The organism is Pseudomonas sp. FEN, assembly GCF_904067045.1.
Classification (GTDB): domain Bacteria; phylum Pseudomonadota; class Gammaproteobacteria; order Pseudomonadales; family Pseudomonadaceae; genus Aquipseudomonas.
Genome location: NZ_CAJFDC010000001.1, coordinates 648,198 through 667,757 on the forward strand (window position 1 = coordinate 648,198; position 19,560 = coordinate 667,757).

Here is a 19,560-nt window from a genome sequence, read left to right on the forward strand (position 1 = left end):
CGTTAAGATCCGGCATTGAGCTTACATTCAGTCATCTAAATTCAGGTGACCATGTCAACTGGTGACTTTAAGGATAAAACGTGAAGACTGACGCCTCTCAAACAAGCATCGCGCCCCCCCAACAAGCGACCTGGCAACCCATTCGCCCTCTGGCGCGCGGAAATGCGGCCGATCAAATCCTCAATGAGTTGCGCGATCGCATCCTCAGCGGTGGCTTGCCTCGCGGCAGCAAACTGCCGACCGAGAAGCAGCTTGCCGAAGCCTATGGCGTCAGCGGCGCCACCGTCCGGGAAGCGATCCGCGGTCTGACCACCTCACGCTTGATCGAAGTACGCCACGGCAGCGGTGCCTATGTCACCGCTAACACCGATCAACTGATTGCCGTTTCCCTGCGCTCGATGATTCAACTGGAGCAGATCGGCATCACCGAACTACTGGGCGTACTCGGTGCACTGAACGGCTACGCCGCGGAACTTGCGGCACTGAACGCCACCGGAGAAGACCTGGATTACCTGGATCAAGTATTGGAACGGATCAATACGGGTTCCGATCCCCAAGCGATTTCCCAGGCACTGGCGGACTTTCTCAATCGGATCGCCACCGCATCCCAAAACACCTTGTTGGCGATCCTTTGCCGTTTCCTCGCCAACATCCATATCAGCCTGGCTCGCCAGTTCCTCGGCGACTCAATGAAGCAATGGCGCGTCACGGCCAAATCCCTCAATGAGTCGCGCCAATTGCTGGTGGAAAGGATCAAGGCCCGCGACCCCATCGGGGCCCGCCTCGCCGCCGAGGCTTATCACCAACGGGCACAGAAAAAAATTGGTGCTCTGCCTAATGCGCAGAACGCAATGGTCTCGAGCGAACATCTGGCACGGCTGATGAGCGTTACTAGCGGGTTTTAGCCGGCATCAGCCATCAGTCCCACCTCTTGATACCGACCTGGGCACAGGCCTCATGCAGATCGGGAGGTTCGCCACTGCCCCCCCGACAGCGCCAAGCAGATTGCCCTCCGCATCGCGGATCAGGACAACACCAGCCGCCGGGGCACGCAGAAAGGCCTGATAGAGCGCCGAGCACAACGCTGCATACCTGGAGCAATCGCTCCGACCTGCCGTGCCTAATGGTCGGCTGCCTGATGGATGCGACGCTCTAAGCCGTACTCCGCGCAAATCTCATCAGCTGATCCACTTGGCCAGATTCACCGGCCAAGGATTCTGCGTGGGCGCTCGATGGCTTGGCGAGCGCAAAAAAATGCTCCGCCCATCCAGGGAGCCCTGTTCAAGGCCATTTAGGGCACTGTAATATTCAACAGGTCACTAGGTGACAATGTGTTTAGATCTTCAGCACCCATAACAACAATAACGAGGAAGAATCGTGAAAAAATTCACAGACACCATGACCTATGGCGCCGGGTTGGTTATGGCCTTCAGCAGCCTGTCCGCGAACGCTTTCGAGCCAGGATACCCGGGTTGGAACATACCTCCAGGCGTGCTGATCGGCGCCACGGCGGCAGCACCACCACCCGGTCTGTACAGTTTCAATCAGCTCTACTCCATCCAGGCCACGCTGACCGGACCGGGTGGACAAGCCAATACGAAAGTGCATCTGGCATCTGCGGCATTTGGCTTGACCTGGTCACCCGGCTGGGACGTGCTGGGTGGCAAATACACCACCACCATTGTTCAGCCGTTTACCGTGGCCAATGTCGGCGCTCCGTTTAACACCCATCGTTCTGGAATACACAACACCTACATCGCCCCCGGCGCCATCAGCTGGAACCTCGGAGCTGGCTGGTTTGCCAAAGCCGGATTGGGCATCGCTATTCCCGATGGAACGATTCAGGGCGAATCGGGCCTGGAAAACGTCGGTAATCCATGGTGGACATTCCACCCTGATCTTGTGGTGTCGTACCTCAAGGACGGCTGGAACCTTACCGCCAACCTGTCGGAAGAGTTCAATACGGAGAGTTACAAGACCGGCTACCGCACCGGGAACATCCTGCATCTGGACCTCACGACCACCAAAACCATCGGCAAGTGGACAATCGGACCGATCGCCACCTATGTTGGGCAAGTCACGGGAGACAGTTCCAGCCGTTTCTATAATAATCGGGTGATCACCGATCACTTCAACGTGATCTCAGTCGGGCCTTTGATAGGGTACAACTTCGGCCCTGCGACCTTGAACTTGTGGGGCACCAAGGATATCAACACCAACGCTTCCGGCGGTTTGAACCCGGATCGCGCAACGATTCCCAGAGGCTACAAGGTATATGCAAGCGTAAATTTTAAAGTGTTCTGACGATTTAAACGCTGTGGGCCCACCTTCATTTTTGATCGTGGGCCTTTTGCGAAGTGAGATGACATGTAAATCAATGAAGGACTGGATCTGGAATTCATCATCGACACCAACAGAGTTATTGTCGCGAGGCTCATTACCGATGTCGGTCCTGGTGTTGCGCTGACCTGGGATCCCGCAGCCGAAATCGCGCGAAACGAGCATGCCTCATTGTTGAGGCTGAAGCTGTTTGCGCTCGGCACTGGCACTGTGCTGTTGTGGATCACTTTGTTCTTGAGCGCTTTACTCAGCTACGCATATGGAAAAATTGTTTTAACACTCTCTCCACCCATTTTTGGTCAGGCTTTTCGCCCATCACAATCAGGCGAAAATAGAAAGAACCTACCAGCAACGCGAACATTATCTCGCTATCAAAATCCTGGCCAAGCTCGCCGCGAGCTTTTGCACGCTCGAAGAGAGATAACATAAGTTTTGAGCGCTCTTTCCATAGAAAACCTTTATCCAGGGTGAGGTCGCCGAGCTGCTGCATTTCCAGTGTCGCGATAATAAATGTTGAACCCACAGGCGAGGCGATAAATTTGCAAGTTTGGTTGAGCACGTCCCGGAGATCCTTTTCCAGAGAACCGTAATCTTCAAACACCACATTTCCCTGAATGGTATTAAGCATGACATCTATTGCCAACTCAGCTCTGGTGGGCCAGCGCCGGTAGAGCGTCGAGCGATTGATACCGGTCTCCTTCGAAATAGCCTGGAAGGTGAGCCCCTGATACCCCTGCTCTACCAGTAATTTGACCGCAACCTGCTCTATCTGCGCGGTATTTCGCGCAGTGCGCCCTCCTGGACGAATTTGCTGCCGGGAGGCTTTGGTGTCGTCGGATGTCTGTGGTTTTGTCTTCATGGGGGCGCAGTCTAATGGGTTGCTGACGGCTGATCAAAAAGGACTTGACGCTATTCGGGATTAAACGCAACATCTGATGCGTTAGCGCCTTCCATAGAAATTTTTTTGGACCGCGCCGATCGGCCACCAATAGATCAGGTCATCAAGATGGCTCACGTAAACGCCGATGATCGTGCCTCCTCACCTATGGAGCACAAGCTTACCGTTGTTTCGGTTGATATCTTCCGGGCAGGGGAAATGCCTGCTCAGGCCGCAGGAGGCCCCCAATGATTAGCCAACAGTTAAAGCAACCTACAATCTCCGAAATTGCATCCTTCGAGCCCGGTACTTTTCTGGAGAACATAGCTGTCCGCGCCGATGGATCAATGCTCGTGACGGTAGTGTTTCACCGGGATCTCTGGTGGGTTCCAGCGGTAGGATCCCGGCAAGCCACAGCTACTGCACAATTTCGATAGCCCGGCGATGGGTGTCGTGGAGATGGAACCTGACATCTTTTATGTGTGCTCCTCCGCTCCAGGCAAAGGGATGTTGTATCGAGTCGACCTTCGTGCCTGGTCCGCTGGCGAGACACTGCAACCTGAGCTCGTAGCAACATTTCCGACACCGATCGGGATGTTGAATGGCAGCTGTCGGGTAGGTGAGGACGTGATATTAATCGCCGACAGCTTTGCCGGTCTGATCTGGCGGGTGGATGTTTACCTCGATGGAAGAGTTTCAACTCCCACCGTCTGGCTGGCACACGAGAGCATGGAGCACCAGCCATCAGGAGCCTTTCCCCAACAACCAGGGGTGAACGGCGTGAAGTTTGCTGCAAGCACTGGCTGGCTGTACTACACGTCGACGGCACAAGGACTGTTTATGCGCGTGGCCGTCGATCCAGAAAGCGCCAGCGCCATCGGTACTCCCGAACGAGTTGCCAGCGGCATGATGGGCGACGATTTTTGCCTCGATGAAGAATCTGGGGTCGCCTACGTTACCACCCATCGAGAGAACACGATCGACTTGGTGTCACTGACGCCGAGCGAGAACAATGGCGAACGATATAGCGTCGTCGGGAACCCATACGACGAACGTATGACCGGCCCTTCGGCGATCGCATGGAGTCGAAGCTCTACGGAACAGGGCGTAGTCGCTTATGTCACGACTGATGGCGGTGTGATGTCATTGAAACCCGGTAACGTCCTGAAGCCAGCGAAAGTGCTGCGCATTGAGTTTTTTAATCAAGATCGGAACAGGACGGATCAATCCTGACTGGAGGCTAAGCAGCCAGCTTTGAGCGGACGGAGTAATCATCCAAACAAATCGCAACAGCGTTATATATAAGCGGCCACCCAAAGGTTTTTTTGGAACCAGTAACGATCGAACACAGAATTCGCAATTTTGACATCGTAAATATAATAAATAGGAGTTCCGCATGTCATTCGATTCCGTTAATCAGCCAAGTAACGCCATACCTGACGCCAACGCCATGCTTAAAGACAAGGTGCAAAAGGCAAGCGTGGGAGTGTATCCATGGTTTGTTATTGCTGTTTTGATATTCGCCCTAACCTTGTCATTTATTGATCGTCAGATTCTCAGCTTGCTGGTCGGACCGATAAAGAGCGATCTGCAGATTAACGACACTCAAATGAGCATGCTGCAAGGGTTGGCTTTTGCGCTATTTTACGTCTTGCTGGGGATTCCCATCGGGCGAGTGGCAGACCACTACAATCGTAGAAATATCATTGCGATAGGCATTGGCATATGGAGCTTTTTTACTGCCTTGTGCGGTTTTGCCAAAAGCTTCGGGGTTATGTTCCTGGCTCGGGTCGGCGTGGGCGCGGGAGAGAGTTCCCTCATGCCTACCAGTTACTCTTTGATTGCTGACTACTTTCCTAAAGAGCGGATGTCTACCGCTATCAGCATATTTCAAACCGGGGTATCACTTGGCGTGGGCATTGCCATGCTGTTTGGTGGGATGGTGGTTAACTTTACCGAAAGTTTTCAGGAGATCACCTTACCGCTAGTGGGTACAACCTCCTCATGGCGCTTGACCTTCGCCATTGTCTCCATACCCGGAATACTGGCAATCCTAGCCTTGATGTTTGTTAAGGAGCCGAGAAGAAAAAGCCTGGAGTCCCACCAGAAGAAACACTTCACAGTTACAGAGGTGTTCGCATTCATGTCCCAAAGAAAAAAATTGATTCTCTCCCATTTTTTGGGGTTTTCGTTATTGGCTACCGTCAGTTCCGGACTAATGGCCTGGAGCCCCAGTTATTTTGTCCGCAGCTTTGGATGGTCGTCCGGTGATGCCGGTATTTATCTGGGTATTGTGGCGCTTTTTATAGGGACCAGTGCGATCATTACCGGCGGAGCCTTAGTCGATAAACTGTTTAAAGCAAACTATCGGGACACTTGTCCAACTCTATTTGGATATCCGGCGCCAGTGTGCGCTGCGAGTAATTATGACGCTGCTCCAAGGCATAAATCAGGTACTCGGAATTCGCGCGGCTGCCAAAATCAGCTGCACTGGCGATCGGGCTCCACCCCATGGCATAGAGGTCAGAAACTTCGATTGAGTGCCCTTGTCCCCGTAGTTCTTCGACCGCCAGATCTTTCATGGCCGCATTGAACGATTGCGGCTCGTTGTGCGCATGGATAATGAGGATGTGCATTGGACAGGTCTCCATTGAGCCTGGATTGGCGACCCAATCAGCCTGTGATGTCTTTACCAAAGATTGCGCGTGCAATGACTAGCTTTTGAATCTCATTGGTACCTTCATAAATTTCGGCGATCTTGCAATCGCGATAGATCTCTTCGACACGGTAGTGCGCACCATCAGCGGCGAGTTCGCGCATAAAGCCGTAGCCGCCAAAGATCTGTACAGCATCGCGGGCGAATTCACCGGCAAGGTTGGTACCGTACCATTTCGCCATTGCAGCTTCGGGCTCCGGGAAAGCGAGTCCTTCGTCCATGCGTAAAGCCGCCTTGAGATACAAGTTGCGGGAATTCTCGATTTCAGTAGCCCGTTCGGCCATCTTGAATTGCCAGTGTTGGAATTGCGCAATGGCTTTGCCGAACGCCCGGCGGGTCTTGAGGCGCTCGACACTGTGATCAAACAGAGCCTGAGCCATTCCCGTTCCACTCGCAGCAATCCCGACTCGTCCGTAGGTCAGCGTTTGCAACGCGATCTTGAGACCTTGACCCGGCTGACCAACGACGTTCGCCATTGGCACCTTGACGTTATCGAAATAGATATCCGCCGTCAGTTGGCCGTGATTGCCCATTTTCTTGTCGGGTTCGCCAACTCGAACACCAGGCCAATTCAATTCGACCACAAGCTCAGTCATGCGCTCTCCCTCGACACAGAGCAATACAACAAAGTCGGCGACGGGGGCGTTGCTGATGAAACGTTTATGGCCATTGACAATGTAGCCACCCTCGACAGGCGTGGCGTATGTGCTCATGGCTTCGATGCTCAGGTCGGTACTGGCATCCGGCTCAGTAGTGGCAAAGCTCCCAATCTTGTCGCCGTCGAGCAAGGGCCTGAGGTAGCGTTGCTTGATCGAGTCCGAACCGTGTTTCAACGCATTGCCCGCGAGAATGCAATGCACGTCAACGATGGCAGCCACTGAGTTCGAATGGTAGGCCAACTCTTCGATCATCACTGCGGTGGCTGTGGCGGGGTACTTGAGCCCGCGTCCGCCAACGTCAGCGGCAAAGGGGATGCCAAACAACCCGGCCTTGGCCATCTTGGCGAACAAGTCACGCGGGAAGGCGGCGACGGACTCCTCGGTATGGCCAATGGCATAAGCCACCGGTGCGACATGCTCATCAGCGAAGCGACGAACCTCCAGGCGAATAGCCAGGATTTCCTGCGGGATATTCAGGTCGTGGAACAAGCTGTCTTGGTAACGGGTGATCGTCGTATTGGCGCAAGCATCGGCAAAATAGGTCATGAGATATCTCGTATGCAGCTTAGGAAGCAACGTGCAATAACTGTAGAGAGCCTCATTGGCTGTGATAATAGGCAAAAACGACGGTGAATATGCGAATATCGCCATATCCACTTAAAATAAAGATGGCACTATGCCCACCGTTGCAATTCTGGGATTTGACGATTCCTACGCCTCCGTTATTGGAGGCTTTGCTGACATGCTTCAGGTAGCCAATGCGCATATGTCCAGACAAGGAATGCCATTAGCCGGACTTTTTGAATGGCATTTCATATCGCAGAACGGATTGCCCGTGCGGGCAAGCAATGGACTTGAACTGGCCATGCGGCCCTTGCCAAAAAACCACTACTACGATCTGGTTTTTATTCCCAGCCTGCATTACCGGGGCTGGCAGCCGTTCCAACGGTTCCTGGAGAGTCAGGCCGTTGTGCGCGACTGGCTGATCGGGCAATGGAGCCATGGTGCATGGCTCTGCGCAAATTGCACGGGCACTTTCCTGCTTGCCGATACAGGCTTGCTAGATAACAAGATGGCAACGACCACCTGGTGGCTGGAGGGGCATTTCCGCGAGCGATTCCCGCAGGTCAATCTGCAAATGCGTCCGTTGGTGACTGAGTCTGAGCGCCTGGTATGTGGCGGTGCACATGCCACATTTCTGTTGCAAGCCGTTCACGTGCTCAACAAATTTGCTGGAAAGGCTATAGCGATGCAGTGCGCTCGCAGCATGCTGATCGATCTGACCCAAACCACCCAGACGCCTTTGCAACCGCTGATCGCAGACAAGACGCACAACGACCCGTTGATTCAACGCGCGCAGAAGTGGCTTGAGGAACACTTGGCGGAACAGGTACGCATGACAGACCTCGCACAGAAGCTGGCAGTCAGCGAGCGTACCTTGATACGTCGTTTCAACAAGGTGCTTGAGCAGTCACCGCTTACCTACTTGCAAAATTTGCGTATCGACACTGCGCGAGCATTACTGGAGGCCGGAGACCTGAGCACTGAGCGAATCGCTCAATATGTTGGTTATAACGACATCAGCTCGTTTTCACGCCTGTTTCGTGAGCGTGTTGGATTCACGCCAGGGACCTATCGAGCCAGGTTTCAGTTACCAAGAGCAGATTAACTGAATGCTTCTCGAAGGGTATGCCCATACCAAGCTTCACACGAGCGACAGCAAAGGAACTTGGAGAGCGTGGTATCTCCCTTCAAGGCATTGAAAAAACCGGTCCCGGCGCTCCCGGGCTGGCAGTGCGAGACCGGCTCGGAGATCGTGCTTGATCCTGAAAGCGCCCAGCGCTATTCAGACGCCAGCGATAAGCTTGTTTATCCATCGAGGCGTCCTCTGGATCGACACCCGCTCACCTGATCGATAAAACGCAGGCGAAAAAAAACCCGGACCAGGTCCGGGTTTTTCATTCAACGTGAGCCGATCAATGCAGGATCTGACTCAGGAACAGCTTGGTCCGATCGTTCTGCGGGTTGTCGAAGAAGTCGTTCGGCGCCGCCTGTTCGACGATTTCGCCCTTGTCCATGAAGATCACGCGGTTGGCCACGGTACGGGCAAAGCCCATTTCGTGGGTCACGCAAAGCATGGTCATGCCGTCTTCGGCCAGGCCGATCATGGTGTCCAATACCTCTTTCACCATTTCCGGATCGAGCGCCGAGGTCGGCTCGTCGAACAGCATGATTTTCGGCTTCATGCACAAGGCACGGGCAATCGCCACACGCTGCTGCTGACCACCGGACAACTGGCCCGGGAACTTGTGGGCCTGCTCCGGGATACGCACGCGCTGCAGATAATGCATGGCGATTTCTTCCGCCTCGCGCTTGGGCATCTTGCGCACCCACATCGGCGCCAGGGTGCAGTTCTGCAGGATGGTCAGGTGCGGGAACAGGTTGAAGTGCTGGAACACCATGCCGACTTCACGGCGGATCGCTTCGATCTGCTTGAGGTCGTTGGTCAGTTCCACGCCATCAACCACGATACGACCCTGCTGGTGCTCTTCCAGACGGTTGAGGCAGCGGATGGTGGTGGACTTGCCCGAACCCGACGGACCGCAGAGGACGATACGCTCGCCCTGCCGGACATTCAGGTTGATGTCTTTCAACACGTGGAACTGGCCGTACCACTTGTTCACGCCCTGCATCTGAATAATGCCTTCAGGACCCACAGGCTGTTTGATCGCTTCACTCATGAAAAAACTCCTAACGCTTGTGGCCTGTGTCCAGCTTGCGTTCCAAATGCATGGAATAGCGGGACATACCAAAACAGAAAATCCAGAACACCAGGGCGGCGAACACGTAGCCTTCGGTGGCCATGCCCAACCATTTCGGGTCGGCGGCGGCTTGCTTGACGCTGTTGAGCAGGTCGAACAGGCCGATGATGATCACCAGGCTGGTGTCCTTGAACAACGCGATGAGCGTGTTCACAATCCCCGGAATCACCAGTTTCAAGGCTTGCGGCAGGATCACCAGACCCATCGAGCGCCAGTAACCCAGGCCCATGGCGGCAGCGGCTTCATATTGCCCCTTGGGAATGGCTTGCAGACCGCCACGCACCACTTCGGCGACATAGGCCGACTGGAACAGGATCACCCCGATCAGCGCTCGCAGCAGCTTGTCGAAGTTCATGCCTTCAGGCAGGAACAGCGGCAGCATCACCGAGGACATGAACAGCACGGTGATCAACGGCACGCCACGCCAGAACTCGATGAAGGTCACGCAGACCACCTTCACCGCCGGCATGTTCGAACGCCGCCCCAGCGCCAGCATGATCCCCAATGGCAAGGCCCCGGCGATACCGACGGTGGCGATGACCAGGGTCAGCATCAGGCCGCCCCACTCGGTGGTGGCGACGCTGGGCAAGCCCAGGTAACCGCCACGCAACAGGGTGAAGGCGATGATCGGGTACAGCACCAGGAAACCCAGGCCATAGATCGCCTTGCGCGGGAAGCGCGGGATGAACAACGGTGCCACGCCGATGATCGCCAGCCACACGGTCAGGTCCACGCGCCAGCGCAGCACGGGCGGGTAGTAGCCATACATGAACTGGCCGAAACGCTGCTGGATGAACACCCAGCAGGCGCCCCCCTTGGTGCAGTCGGCACGGGTGGTGCCGACCCAGTTGGCGTCGAGGATGGCCCAATGCAACAGCGGTGGGACGATCAGGTAGATCAGATAGAAGGCGAACAGGGTCAGCAGCGTGTTGAGCCAGCTGGAGAACATGTTGGCGCGCATCCACGCCACCACGCCAATACTGTTGCTCGGCGGTGGCATGTCGGGTTTGAAAGTATGCGTACTCATGGGCGTTTCCTCACCGCTCGATCAGCGCAATGCGCTTGTTGTACCAGTTCATCAGCAGGGAAATGCTGATACTGATCGCCAGGTACACGCTCATGGTGATGGCAATGACTTCAATGGCCTGCCCGGTCTGGTTCAACACCGTACCGGCAAACAACGAAACCATTTCCGGGTAACCGATACCGGCGGCCAGGGACGAGTTCTTCGCCAGGTTCAGGTATTGGCTGGTCAGCGGCGGAATAATCACGCGCAGGGCTTGCGGGATGATCACCTTGCGCAGGGTCGGACCGTTGCGCAGGCCGAGGGAACGCGCCGCCTCGGTCTGGCCATGGCTGACCGACTTGATACCCGAGCGCACGATCTCGGCGATAAACGCCGCGGTGTACACCGTCAGGGCCAGGGTCAAGGCCAGCAGTTCAGGGATCAGCACCCAACCACCGACAAAGTTGAACCCTTGCAGCTTGGGCATCTCCCAGTGCACCGGTGCGCCGAAGACCAGGGCAGACAACGCCGGAATCACCAGGAACAGCGCCAGGCCGACCCAGAACTTGTGGAACGGCACGCCGGTTTCTTCAAAGCGCTTGGTCGCCCAACGGCTCATCAGCACGATCGCCACGATGGCCAGCACAACGCTGATCACGAATGGCCAGAAACCTTCGGAAGCAATGGCCGCCGGCATGTTCAGGCCGCGACTGCTGACGAAGAAGGTGTCACCGAAGTTATGGCTGTTGCGCGGTCCCGGCATGGTCAGGAACACCGCGAAGTACCAGAACAGGATCTGCAACAATGGCGGGATGTTACGGAATACCTCGATATAGACGGTGGCCAGCTTGTTGATCACCCAGTTCGACGACAGTCGCGACACACCGATGATGAACCCCAGCAGGGTCGCCAGGATAACGCCGATGACCGTTACCAACAGGGTATTGAGCAGGCCGATGACGAACACCCGGGCATAGCTGTCCGATTCAGTGTAGTCGATCAGGTGTTGGGCGATGCCGAAACCGGCACTGCGTTCAAGAAAGCCGAAACCCGAGGTAATGCCTCGGTGTTGCAGGTTGGTCTGGGTGTTGTGAAACAGATACCAGCCCAGCGAGATCACCGCGACAATCGTGATGATCTGAAATAGCCACGCACGCACTTTGGGGTCGCTGAAGCTGAGCCTCTGCTTGGGTGCGCCGATTTTATTTTGCATGAAGTGCCCCAGGAAGAACGGAACAGGAACATCGCCCGGCAGTTGGCCTGCCGGGCGATAGGTCAATCAGCGCACGGGAGGTGCGTATTGAATGCCGCCGTTGGTCCACAGAGCGTTCAGGCCGCGGTCGATTTCCAGCGGAGTGCTCTTGCCGAGGTTCTTCTCGAAGATCTCGCCGTAGTTACCGACCTGGGAAACGATTTTGACGACCCAGTCCTTCGGCAGTTTCAGATCCTTGCCGTATTCACCGTCGCCACCCAGCAGACGAGCAACGTCCGGGTTCTTGGTCGACTTGGCTTGTTCAATGACGTTTTTCGAAGTGATACCGGCTTCTTCGGTATTGAGCAGCGCGTAGCCGACCCAACGGACGATCTTGTTCCACTCATCGTCGCCGTTACGCACCACTGGGCCCAGAGGCTCCTTGGAGATGGTTTCCGGCAGAACGACGTAGTCTTTCGGCGAAGCCAGCTTGCTGCGCTGGGCGAACAGCTGGGACTTGTCCGAGGTCAGCACGTCGCAACGACCGGATTCCAGCGACTTGGCGCTTTCATCGGAGGTGTCGAAGGTGATCGGGGTGTACTTCAGGCCATTGGCGCGGAAGTAGTCGGACACGTTCAGTTCGGTGGTGGTACCGGCCTGGATGCAGATGGTCGCGCCATCCAGTTCCTTGGCACTTTTCACGCCCAGTTTTTTGTTGGCCAGGAAGCCGACGCCATCGTAGTAGGTGATGAAGCCCGGGAAAAACAGGCCCATGCCGGCGTCACGGGAGCTGGTCATGGTGGTGTTACGCGACAGGATGTCGATTTCGCCCGATTGCAGCGCGGTGAAGCGCTCCTTGGCGTTCAACTGGCTGAACTTGACCTTGGTCGCGTCGCCGAATACGGCAGCGGCCACGGCACGGCAGACGTCAGCGTCGATACCGACGATCTTGCCGGAAGCATCAGGCACCGAGAAGCCCGGCAAGCCATCACTCACGCCACACTGAACAAAACCCTTTTTCTGTACGGCATCCAGGGTAGCGCCCGCTTGCGCGAAACCGCTGACGCCCAGTACGACGGCTGCAGTCACGACTGCCAGGGTGGATTTCAACATCTTCATTCAAACCTCCAGTTGCTCTTGTTGTGTCGGAGCTAGAGTCTAGCCGCACCCTTATGAGGCGCTGTTAACCCGTGCTGGCATTTTTTTGGGTCAAGCGGCTAAAGACTTGAGCTATGAGTTTAGTAGGAGAAAATCTCCCGTCTGTAAAACTCACCGCCCACCAAATTGGCCGAACGGGCATCAGCCCTTTCCAGATTCGCTAAAGCCCTGCCGGCCCTTGGCGAACGTGAATCAGAACCCACCTAGACGGATTCATTTGCTATCCCACGGCCAGCGGTAGACTGATAGTGTTACCGCCAGGGGAGAATGCATTCACTCGGTTCTCCCATAGCAAAGCCCGTACCACAGTGGCGGCTAAAGCGATTCAGCCAAGGGTCAATAGAGGAACGGTCAGTTTTGCGACATTTTGTTAACGAATCCACTCTTTACGCACCGTAACCGCGCACACATCTGGAGCGCACGCACATTAATGGAGCACACATGACTGAACCGCTGATCATTCACCCCGCCAAGACCGCCGACGCCTGTGTTATCTGGCTTCACGGGCTGGGAGCCGACCGCTATGACTTCCTGCCGGTGGCCGAGGCGCTGCAGGAAAGCCTGACGAGCACGCGCTTCGTCCTGCCCCAGGCGCCGACCCGCGCCGTGACCATCAACGGCGGCTATGCCATGCCCAGTTGGTACGACATCAAGGCCATGAGCCCGGCGCGCTCCATCAGTCTGGAGGAGCTCGAAGAGTCCGCGGCGACCGTCATGGAATTGATAGAAGCCCAGCGGGCCGCGGGGATCGACCCGTCACGGATCTTCCTGGCCGGTTTTTCCCAGGGCGGCGCCGTGGTGCTGCACACCGCGTTCCTGAAGTGGCAGGGCGCTCTCGGCGGCGTCCTGGCGCTGTCGACCTATGCCCCGACATTCAGCGATGCCCTGCAACTTTCGGCCAGCCAACAGCGCATTCCGGTGCTCTGCCTGCATGGCCATTATGACGAAGTGGTCCAGAACGCCATGGGGCGCACCGCCTATGAGCACCTCAAGCGCCTTGATGTCACCGTGACATGGCAAGAATACCCAATGGGCCACGAAGTGTTACCCGAAGAAATACAGGACATCGGTACCTGGCTGGCCGCTCGTTTGCGCTGATAGCGGTAACGCACTACGCCGCGCCCGATTCTTGCATTACACTGGCCGGCGTACATTCCTTAACCAAATTAACGAGATGACCGTGCTCAAAGCACTCAAAAAAATATTCGGTAAAAGCGAGGCTGAGCAGCTCGCACCAGGTTCCAGCGCTCCTGTCCCAAGCTCCGATAGCCGCAGTCACGGCCAACCATCGGATCGCGCCAAGCCTGCCGCCAAACCGAAAGCCCCGGCCGCCCAACCGTCAGAGCCAGCCGTCGCGGTCGAAACGCCACGCGCCGAACAGCCGAAAGCCGCGGCGCCGCGCCGTGAACGAGCGCCGAAACCAGCCGCCAAGCCGTGGAAGCTCGAGGACTTCGTCGTCGAGCCGCAGGAAGGCAAGACCCGCTTCCACGACTTCAAGCTTGCGCCGGAACTGATGCATGCCATCCAGGACCTCGGCTTCCCTTACTGCACGCCGATCCAGGCACAGGTCCTGGGCTTCACCCTGGCCGGCAAGGACGCCATCGGGCGCGCCCAGACCGGCACCGGCAAGACCGCCGCCTTCCTGATCTCGATCATCACCCAGTTGTTGCAGACCCCGCCGCCGAAAGAGCGCTACATGGGCGAACCGCGGGCGCTGATCATCGCGCCGACCCGTGAACTGGTGGTGCAGATCGCCAAGGACGCCGCCGACCTGACCAAGTACACCGGCCTCAACGTCATGCAGTTTGTCGGCGGCATGGACTTCGACAAGCAGCTCAAGCTGCTCGAGGCCCGCCATTGCGACATCCTGGTGGCGACCCCGGGCCGCCTGCTGGACTTCAACCAGCGCGGCGAAGTGCACCTGGACATGGTCGAAGTGATGGTCCTCGACGAAGCCGACCGCATGCTCGACATGGGCTTTATCCCGCAGGTCCGGCAGATCATCCGCCAGACACCGCCCAAGAGCGAACGCCAGACCCTGCTGTTCTCGGCCACCTTCACCGAGGACGTGATGAACCTGGCCAAGCAATGGACCACCGAGCCGTCCATTGTCGAGATCGAATCGCAGAACGTGGCCAGCGCCAACGTCGAACAGCACGTCTACGCCGTGGCTGGCGCCGACAAGTACAAGCTGCTCTACAACCTGGTCACCGACAATGGTTGGGAACGGGTGATGGTATTCGCCAACCGCAAGGATGAAGTGCGGCGGATCGAGGAGCGCCTGGTACGCGACGGCGTCAACGCCGCGCAATTGTCCGGCGACGTGCCGCAACACAAGCGTATCAAGACCCTCGAAGGCTTCCGCGAAGGCAAGATCCGCGTACTGGTGGCCACCGACGTGGCCGGTCGCGGGATCCATATCGACGGCATCAGCCACGTGATCAACTTCACCCTGCCGGAAGTGCCGGACGACTACGTGCACCGCATCGGGCGGACCGGGCGAGCGGGCGCTGACGGCGTGTCCATCAGCTTCGCCGGTGAAGACGACTCCTACCAGTTGCCGGCGATCGAGACCCTGCTGGGACACAAGATCAGCTGCGAAACGCCACCCACCGAGTTGTTACGTCCGGTAGTGCGCCAGCGCCCCTGAGGCCTGAATGCCTTACCCAGGAACGTCGCCCGATACCAGGCGGCGTTTTTTTTCGCCCAGCGATTGCCGAAATAAACTAAAAGTCCATAATGGACAAATAAGTTTAATTCAAAGCCTTCGGGAGCACCCTCATGTCCGGCCACAGCCCCTACGTGTTCGACCGCCACCAGGCGCACCGACTCCTGCGGCAGATCGACGTGCCACGAATCCTGCGCAAGCTGTTCCGCGACCTGGCGAGCGGACAGGCCGTGCAGCCGGCCCAGCAGTGGGTGGAGTTCCCGCAAGGCGCCGGCGACTTCATCAACTACCTGGGTGTGCTGGCCGACGACCAGGTCTATGGCGTCAAGACCTCGCCCTACATCGTTCGCGAGCAAGGTCCGCTGGTGACCGCCTGGACCCTGCTGATGTCCATGCAAACCGGCCAGCCGCTGCTGCTGTGCGATGCCGGCGAACTGACCGTCGCGCGCACCGCGGCCACCACCGCCGTGGCCGTCGACGCCCTGGCCCCGCTGGATGCCAAGCGTCTGGCGATCGTCGGCAGCGGTCCGGTCGCCCAGGCGCACCTGCACTACGCCAGGGGCCTGCGCGACTGGCAGGACATCAGCCTTTACTCACCCAATGTGAATACCGATAAACGCACGCGCCTGATCGACATCGAACCGCGCCTGCACATTGTCGAGCAGCTCGAGCAGGCCCTGGAAGATGCCGATGTCATCCTGCTGTGCACCTCCTCCGCGACCCCGGTCATCGACCCGAGCCGGCTGCGCAAGCCGGCCCTGATCAGTTCCATCAGCACCAACGCTCCGCGCGCCCATGAAGTGCCGCCGCGGGCCTTGAGCGACATGCAGGTCTACTGCGACTATCGCAAGACCACGCCGGAGTCGGCCGGGGAAATGCTGATCGCCGCCAGCCAGCACGGCTGGGACGTCGGCCAGATCCGTGGCGACCTGGCCGAGCTGCTCAGCGGGCGGATGCCACGGCCGACCTACGAGCGCCATGTGTTCTTCCGCTCCATCGGCCTGGGCCTGGAAGACATCGCCCTGGCCAATGCGCTCTATCATCTGCACCACAACGCAGGCTGAACACCGATCCTGTAGGAGCCAGCAAGCTGGCGCCTACATAGAACCTATCCGCAGGAGGCTTTGAATGAATCAGGCAGACTTCATCATCATCGGCGGCGGCATTGCCGGCGCCTCCACCGGTTTCTGGCTGGCCCCCCATGGCCGGGTGATCGTGCTCGAACGTGAATCGCACCCGGCCTACCATTCCACCGGACGTTCCGCCGCCCTCTATACCGCCGCCTACGGCACGCCCCAGGTCCGCGCCCTGACCCTCGCCAGCCGGGCCTTTTTCGATGCGCCGCCAGCGGGCTTCGCCGAACACCCGCTGCTCACGCCCCGGGGCGAAATGACCGTGGACTTCAGCGGCGACCCGGACGAACTGCGGCAGCAATACCTCAGTGCCAAAGCCAGCGTGCCCGAGACACAGCTACTCAGCGCCGAGCAGGCCTGCGCGCGCCTGCCGATCCTGCGCCGGGACAAGGTCCACGGCGCGATCTACGACCCCAGCGCCAGCGACATCGACACCGACGCCCTGCACCAGGGCTATCTGCGCGGCATCCGGCGCCAGCAGGGCCAGGTCCATACCGACTGTGAAGTCCTCGGACTTGAGCGCGATGCCGAAGGTCTGTGGCAGGTCCGCACCGCCGGGCAGACTTTCAGCGCAAAAGTGCTGATCAACGCCGCCGGCGCCTGGGCCGACCAGATCGGCGCACTGGCCGGCGCCCGCCCCCTGGGCCTGCAGCCCAAGCGCCGGGCCGCCTTTATCTTCGCGCCGCCCGAAGGCCTGGATATCCACGACTGGCCGATGCTGGTGAGTCTCGACGAGTCCTTCTACATGAAACCGGACGCCGGCATGTTCCTCGGCTCCCCGGCCAACGCCGACCCGGTCGAGCCCCACGACGTGCAACCCGAAGAACTGGATATCGCCATGGGCATCCACCAGATCGAGGAAGCCACCACCCTGACCATTCGCCGCCCGACCCGCATCTGGGCCGGCCTGCGCAGTTTCGTCCATGACGGCAATCTGGTCTCGGGCTTCGATCCCCAGGTGCCTGGCCTGTTCTGGGTCGCCGCCCAGGGCGGCTACGGCATCCAGACCTCTCCGGCGATGGGCCAGGCCAGCGCGGCGTTGGTCCGCGGCCAGGCCTTGCCCGAACACCTCGGGCAGTTCGGCCTGGACGCCTCGATGCTCTCCCCAGCCCGTCTCGGGTGACGACCGACGCTGATTGCGGCACACTCGCCAGAGCGCCCCTATCCGAGGCCATGACCCATTTGCCGCGCGACGATCAGGCCAGCCTCTTGCGTGCCGGCCTGATCAACGCACCAGTTGTTTCCTTTGGCTCCCGCCCGGATGCTGAAGTTGCCTGGAGAATCACCATGACACCCAAACAGGCCCCCACCCTGGACAACTTCCGGGCGATTGCCGATGCCATCGCCACACTGTTCTTTCCCCATGCGGAAGTGGTCCTGCACGACCTGCGCACGCAACGGATCGACTACATCGCCAACAATATCTCCAAACGCGAGATCGGCGATGACGCGGCGCTGGAGGACATGCTCGAAGCAGGGATCGAGGAACGCAATATCGGTCCTTACGAGAAACTCAACTGGGACGGCCAGAAGATCCGCAGTGTCAGCACGGTGCTGCACGACGCCCAGGGCATGCCCGTGGCGGTGCTGTGCATCAACCTGAATATTTCCCTGTTCGAAAGCGCCAAGGCCGCGCTGGACCTGTTCCTCTCGCCGCACAAACTGATCCCGCAGCCGGATGCGCTGTTTCGCGATGACTGGCAGGAGCGGATCAATACCTTCCTGCATGGCTGGCTACGCCAGCGACAGTTGGGGCTGAACCTGCTGACCCGCGACCACAAGCGCGAACTGGTGCTGGCCTTGCACGCCGAGGGGGCGTTCAAGGGCAAGAGCGCGGCCAACTATGTGGCCAACGTGCTGAACATGGGGCGGGCGACGGTGTACAAACACCTGAAGGAATTGAAGGCGGAGGTCTGAGGGCAACCCCATCGCGCATGCGAACACCAAGTTTGTAGAGGTCTTGCCCACTATCAGTCAATACACGAAGGTCTAAAGTCGGGCGCGGTTTTGTGGCGAGCGGGCTTGCCCGCGCTCGGCGGCGCAGCAGTCGCAAAACCTGTGACTACGTTTTATCTGAGACGATGAAGTCGCTGACTTCAGGGGCGCTTCGCGCCCCAACGCGGGCAAGCCCGCTCGCCACAAGTTTCGGCCAGGCCGAAGACATCAGGGCTCCAATAATCAGTCGCCGTAGATATCCGTCTTGAAATACTTGCCCTCGATCTTCTGGTACTCACCGCTGGCCCGAATCCCGTCGATGGCCTTGTTCAGTTTGCTCACCAACTCGCCATTACCCTTGCGCACCGCGATCCCGGCACCCTCGCCGACGTACTTCGGATCCTTGAGCTCCGGCCCGACAAAGGCGTAACCGGCACCGCGCGGCATCGAGAGGAAATCGTCCAGCGGAATGGTGTCGGCAAAGATCGCATCCAACCGCCCGGAGGCCAGGTCCATGTAGATCTCTTCGTTGTTACCGTAACGCATCACCTTGATGCCCAACGGCTCGAAGACTTCCGTGGCGTAACGATCGGTGGTGGTCGAACGCTGCACACCGACGGTCTTGCCCTTGAGGCTGGCGTAATGGTCATCCACCACCGCGCCCTGCTTCATCACCAGACGCGAAGAGGTGAAGTAGTACTTGTGGGTGAAATCCACCGACTGCTTGCGCTCGTCGGTGATGGTCATGGACGACAGGGCCGCGTCGATTTTCTTGACTTTCAAGGCGGGGATCAGGCCGTCGAACTCACCTTCGATCCACTCGCACTTGACCTTCATCTGCGCGCACAGGGCGTTGCCGATGTCGTAGTCGAAGCCGACGATAGTGCCTTCAGTGGTTTTCGAGGCAAACGGCGGGTAAGCCGCCTCAATGCCGATACGCAGGGTCGGCTCGGCGGCAAACGCCGTGCTGCCGGCCAGCAGGCTCAAGGCCAGACCGCCGATCAGGGTGAACTTCTTCATGCTGGAACTCCCGCTCTTTTGTTGGAGGTGTTGT

Annotated in this window: 16 protein-coding genes and 2 pseudogenes; 10 read left to right on the top strand and 8 right to left on the bottom strand. The window is 58.1% G+C overall.

Features of this window, described 5'->3' with window-relative positions; genetic code table 11:
- Positions 1 to 80 precede the first annotated feature (80 nt).
- Both PFEN_RS03075 and PFEN_RS03080 read left to right on the top strand, forming a co-directional pair.
- Positions 81 to 905: a FadR/GntR family transcriptional regulator gene (locus PFEN_RS03075; protein ID WP_191485558.1), complete on the top strand. Its 825-nt coding sequence runs from the start codon at positions 81 to 83 to the stop codon at positions 903 to 905.
- A 472-nt stretch (positions 906 to 1,377) separates the two neighbouring features.
- Complete coding sequence (locus PFEN_RS03080) at positions 1,378 to 2,304, top strand: transporter (RefSeq protein WP_191485559.1); 927 nt, start codon at positions 1,378 to 1,380, stop codon at positions 2,302 to 2,304.
- Positions 2,305 to 2,587: 283 nt separating this feature from the next.
- Here PFEN_RS03080 and PFEN_RS03085 read toward each other — a convergent pair whose 3' ends face one another.
- Entirely contained in the window at positions 2,588 to 3,199 is a 612-nt protein-coding gene (locus tag PFEN_RS03085; RefSeq protein WP_191485560.1) for a TetR/AcrR family transcriptional regulator, read from the bottom strand.
- A gap of 477 nt (positions 3,200 to 3,676) precedes the next feature.
- On the opposite strand from PFEN_RS03085, the gene PFEN_RS03090 reads away from it, so the two are divergent.
- Positions 3,677 to 4,450, top strand: coding sequence for a hypothetical protein (locus tag PFEN_RS03090; protein ID WP_224770875.1), 774 nt, complete (start codon positions 3,677 to 3,679; stop codon positions 4,448 to 4,450).
- A 217-nt stretch (positions 4,451 to 4,667) separates the two neighbouring features.
- Positions 4,668 to 5,564: pseudogene (locus tag PFEN_RS03095) on the top strand (MFS transporter); the annotation flags it as partial.
- Between the two features lie 28 nt (positions 5,565 to 5,592).
- On the opposite strand, the pseudogene PFEN_RS30405 reads toward PFEN_RS03095, so the two are convergent.
- A pseudogene (locus PFEN_RS30405) lies at positions 5,593 to 5,853 on the bottom strand (NAD(P)H-dependent oxidoreductase); the annotation flags it as partial.
- 37 nt (positions 5,854 to 5,890) lie between these two features.
- Positions 5,891 to 7,138, bottom strand: a complete 1,248-nt coding sequence (locus tag PFEN_RS03100) for an acyl-CoA dehydrogenase family protein (RefSeq protein ID WP_191485562.1) — start codon at positions 7,136 to 7,138, stop codon at positions 5,891 to 5,893.
- 130 nt (positions 7,139 to 7,268) lie between these two features.
- Between PFEN_RS03100 and PFEN_RS03105 the strand changes: the two genes are divergently transcribed.
- Complete coding sequence (locus tag PFEN_RS03105) at positions 7,269 to 8,261, top strand: GlxA family transcriptional regulator (RefSeq protein WP_191485563.1); 993 nt, start codon at positions 7,269 to 7,271, stop codon at positions 8,259 to 8,261.
- Between the two features lie 307 nt (positions 8,262 to 8,568).
- On the opposite strand, the gene PFEN_RS03110 is transcribed toward PFEN_RS03105, so the two are convergent.
- The 4 genes from PFEN_RS03110 to PFEN_RS03125 all read right to left on the bottom strand — a co-directional run bounded on the left by PFEN_RS03110 (position 8,569) and on the right by PFEN_RS03125 (position 12,731).
- Complete coding sequence (locus PFEN_RS03110) at positions 8,569 to 9,333, bottom strand: amino acid ABC transporter ATP-binding protein (RefSeq protein ID WP_191485564.1); 765 nt, start codon at positions 9,331 to 9,333, stop codon at positions 8,569 to 8,571.
- Positions 9,334 to 9,343: 10 nt separating this feature from the next.
- Positions 9,344 to 10,441 carry an amino acid ABC transporter permease gene (locus tag PFEN_RS03115; protein WP_191485565.1) on the bottom strand — a complete coding sequence of 366 codons (1,098 nt, stop codon included), beginning with the start codon at positions 10,439 to 10,441 and terminating at the stop codon, positions 9,344 to 9,346.
- Positions 10,442 to 10,451: 10 nt separating this feature from the next.
- Positions 10,452 to 11,633, bottom strand: coding sequence for an amino acid ABC transporter permease (locus PFEN_RS03120; RefSeq protein ID WP_191485566.1), 1,182 nt, complete (start codon positions 11,631 to 11,633; stop codon positions 10,452 to 10,454).
- 66 nt (positions 11,634 to 11,699) lie between these two features.
- Positions 11,700 to 12,731 carry an amino acid ABC transporter substrate-binding protein gene (locus tag PFEN_RS03125; RefSeq protein WP_191485567.1) on the bottom strand — a complete coding sequence of 344 codons (1,032 nt, stop codon included), beginning with the start codon at positions 12,729 to 12,731 and terminating at the stop codon, positions 11,700 to 11,702.
- A gap of 480 nt (positions 12,732 to 13,211) precedes the next feature.
- Here PFEN_RS03125 and PFEN_RS03130 point away from each other — a divergent pair, with 480 nt between their 5' ends.
- The 5 genes from PFEN_RS03130 (at position 13,212) to PFEN_RS03150 (ending at position 18,488) form a co-directional block, all read left to right on the top strand.
- Entirely contained in the window at positions 13,212 to 13,868 is a 657-nt protein-coding gene (locus PFEN_RS03130) for an alpha/beta hydrolase (protein WP_191485568.1), read from the top strand.
- A 76-nt stretch (positions 13,869 to 13,944) separates the two neighbouring features.
- Positions 13,945 to 15,420: an ATP-dependent RNA helicase RhlB gene (gene rhlB / locus PFEN_RS03135; RefSeq protein WP_191485569.1), complete on the top strand. Its 1,476-nt coding sequence runs from the start codon at positions 13,945 to 13,947 to the stop codon at positions 15,418 to 15,420.
- A gap of 131 nt (positions 15,421 to 15,551) precedes the next feature.
- Positions 15,552 to 16,502, top strand: coding sequence for an ornithine cyclodeaminase family protein (locus PFEN_RS03140; RefSeq protein WP_191485570.1), 951 nt, complete (start codon positions 15,552 to 15,554; stop codon positions 16,500 to 16,502).
- A 64-nt stretch (positions 16,503 to 16,566) separates the two neighbouring features.
- Positions 16,567 to 17,694 (top strand): NAD(P)/FAD-dependent oxidoreductase, encoded by a 1,128-nt coding sequence (locus tag PFEN_RS03145; RefSeq protein WP_191485571.1) that lies wholly within the window; start codon positions 16,567 to 16,569, stop codon positions 17,692 to 17,694.
- Between the two features lie 164 nt (positions 17,695 to 17,858).
- Positions 17,859 to 18,488 carry a transcriptional regulator gene (locus PFEN_RS03150; protein ID WP_191485572.1) on the top strand — a complete coding sequence of 210 codons (630 nt, stop codon included), beginning with the start codon at positions 17,859 to 17,861 and terminating at the stop codon, positions 18,486 to 18,488.
- A 261-nt stretch (positions 18,489 to 18,749) separates the two neighbouring features.
- Here the strand turns inward: PFEN_RS03150 and PFEN_RS03155 are convergent, their stop codons facing one another.
- Positions 18,750 to 19,526, bottom strand: a complete 777-nt coding sequence (locus tag PFEN_RS03155; protein ID WP_191485573.1) for an ABC transporter substrate-binding protein — start codon at positions 19,524 to 19,526, stop codon at positions 18,750 to 18,752.
- Positions 19,527 to 19,560: the final 34 nt, after the last annotated feature.

Coding starts and splice junctions, on each gene's coding strand:
- PFEN_RS03085 (WP_191485560.1), bottom strand. CDS start 3,199: ATGAAGACAAAACCACAGACATCCGACGACACCAAAGCCTCCCGGCAG.
- PFEN_RS03090 (WP_224770875.1), top strand. CDS start 3,677: ATGGAACCTGACATCTTTTATGTGTGCTCCTCCGCTCCAGGCAAAGGG.
- PFEN_RS03100 (WP_191485562.1), bottom strand. CDS start 7,138: ATGACCTATTTTGCCGATGCTTGCGCCAATACGACGATCACCCGTTAC.
- PFEN_RS03105 (WP_191485563.1), top strand. CDS start 7,269: ATGCCCACCGTTGCAATTCTGGGATTTGACGATTCCTACGCCTCCGTT.
- PFEN_RS03110 (WP_191485564.1), bottom strand. CDS start 9,333: ATGAGTGAAGCGATCAAACAGCCTGTGGGTCCTGAAGGCATTATTCAG.
- PFEN_RS03115 (WP_191485565.1), bottom strand. CDS start 10,441: ATGAGTACGCATACTTTCAAACCCGACATGCCACCGCCGAGCAACAGT.
- PFEN_RS03120 (WP_191485566.1), bottom strand. CDS start 11,633: ATGCAAAATAAAATCGGCGCACCCAAGCAGAGGCTCAGCTTCAGCGAC.
- PFEN_RS03125 (WP_191485567.1), bottom strand. CDS start 12,731: ATGAAGATGTTGAAATCCACCCTGGCAGTCGTGACTGCAGCCGTCGTA.
- PFEN_RS03130 (WP_191485568.1), top strand. CDS start 13,212: ATGACTGAACCGCTGATCATTCACCCCGCCAAGACCGCCGACGCCTGT.
- rhlB (WP_191485569.1), top strand. CDS start 13,945: ATGACCGTGCTCAAAGCACTCAAAAAAATATTCGGTAAAAGCGAGGCT.
- PFEN_RS03140 (WP_191485570.1), top strand. CDS start 15,552: ATGTCCGGCCACAGCCCCTACGTGTTCGACCGCCACCAGGCGCACCGA.
- PFEN_RS03145 (WP_191485571.1), top strand. CDS start 16,567: ATGAATCAGGCAGACTTCATCATCATCGGCGGCGGCATTGCCGGCGCC.
- PFEN_RS03150 (WP_191485572.1), top strand. CDS start 17,859: ATGACACCCAAACAGGCCCCCACCCTGGACAACTTCCGGGCGATTGCC.
- PFEN_RS03155 (WP_191485573.1), bottom strand. CDS start 19,526: ATGAAGAAGTTCACCCTGATCGGCGGTCTGGCCTTGAGCCTGCTGGCC.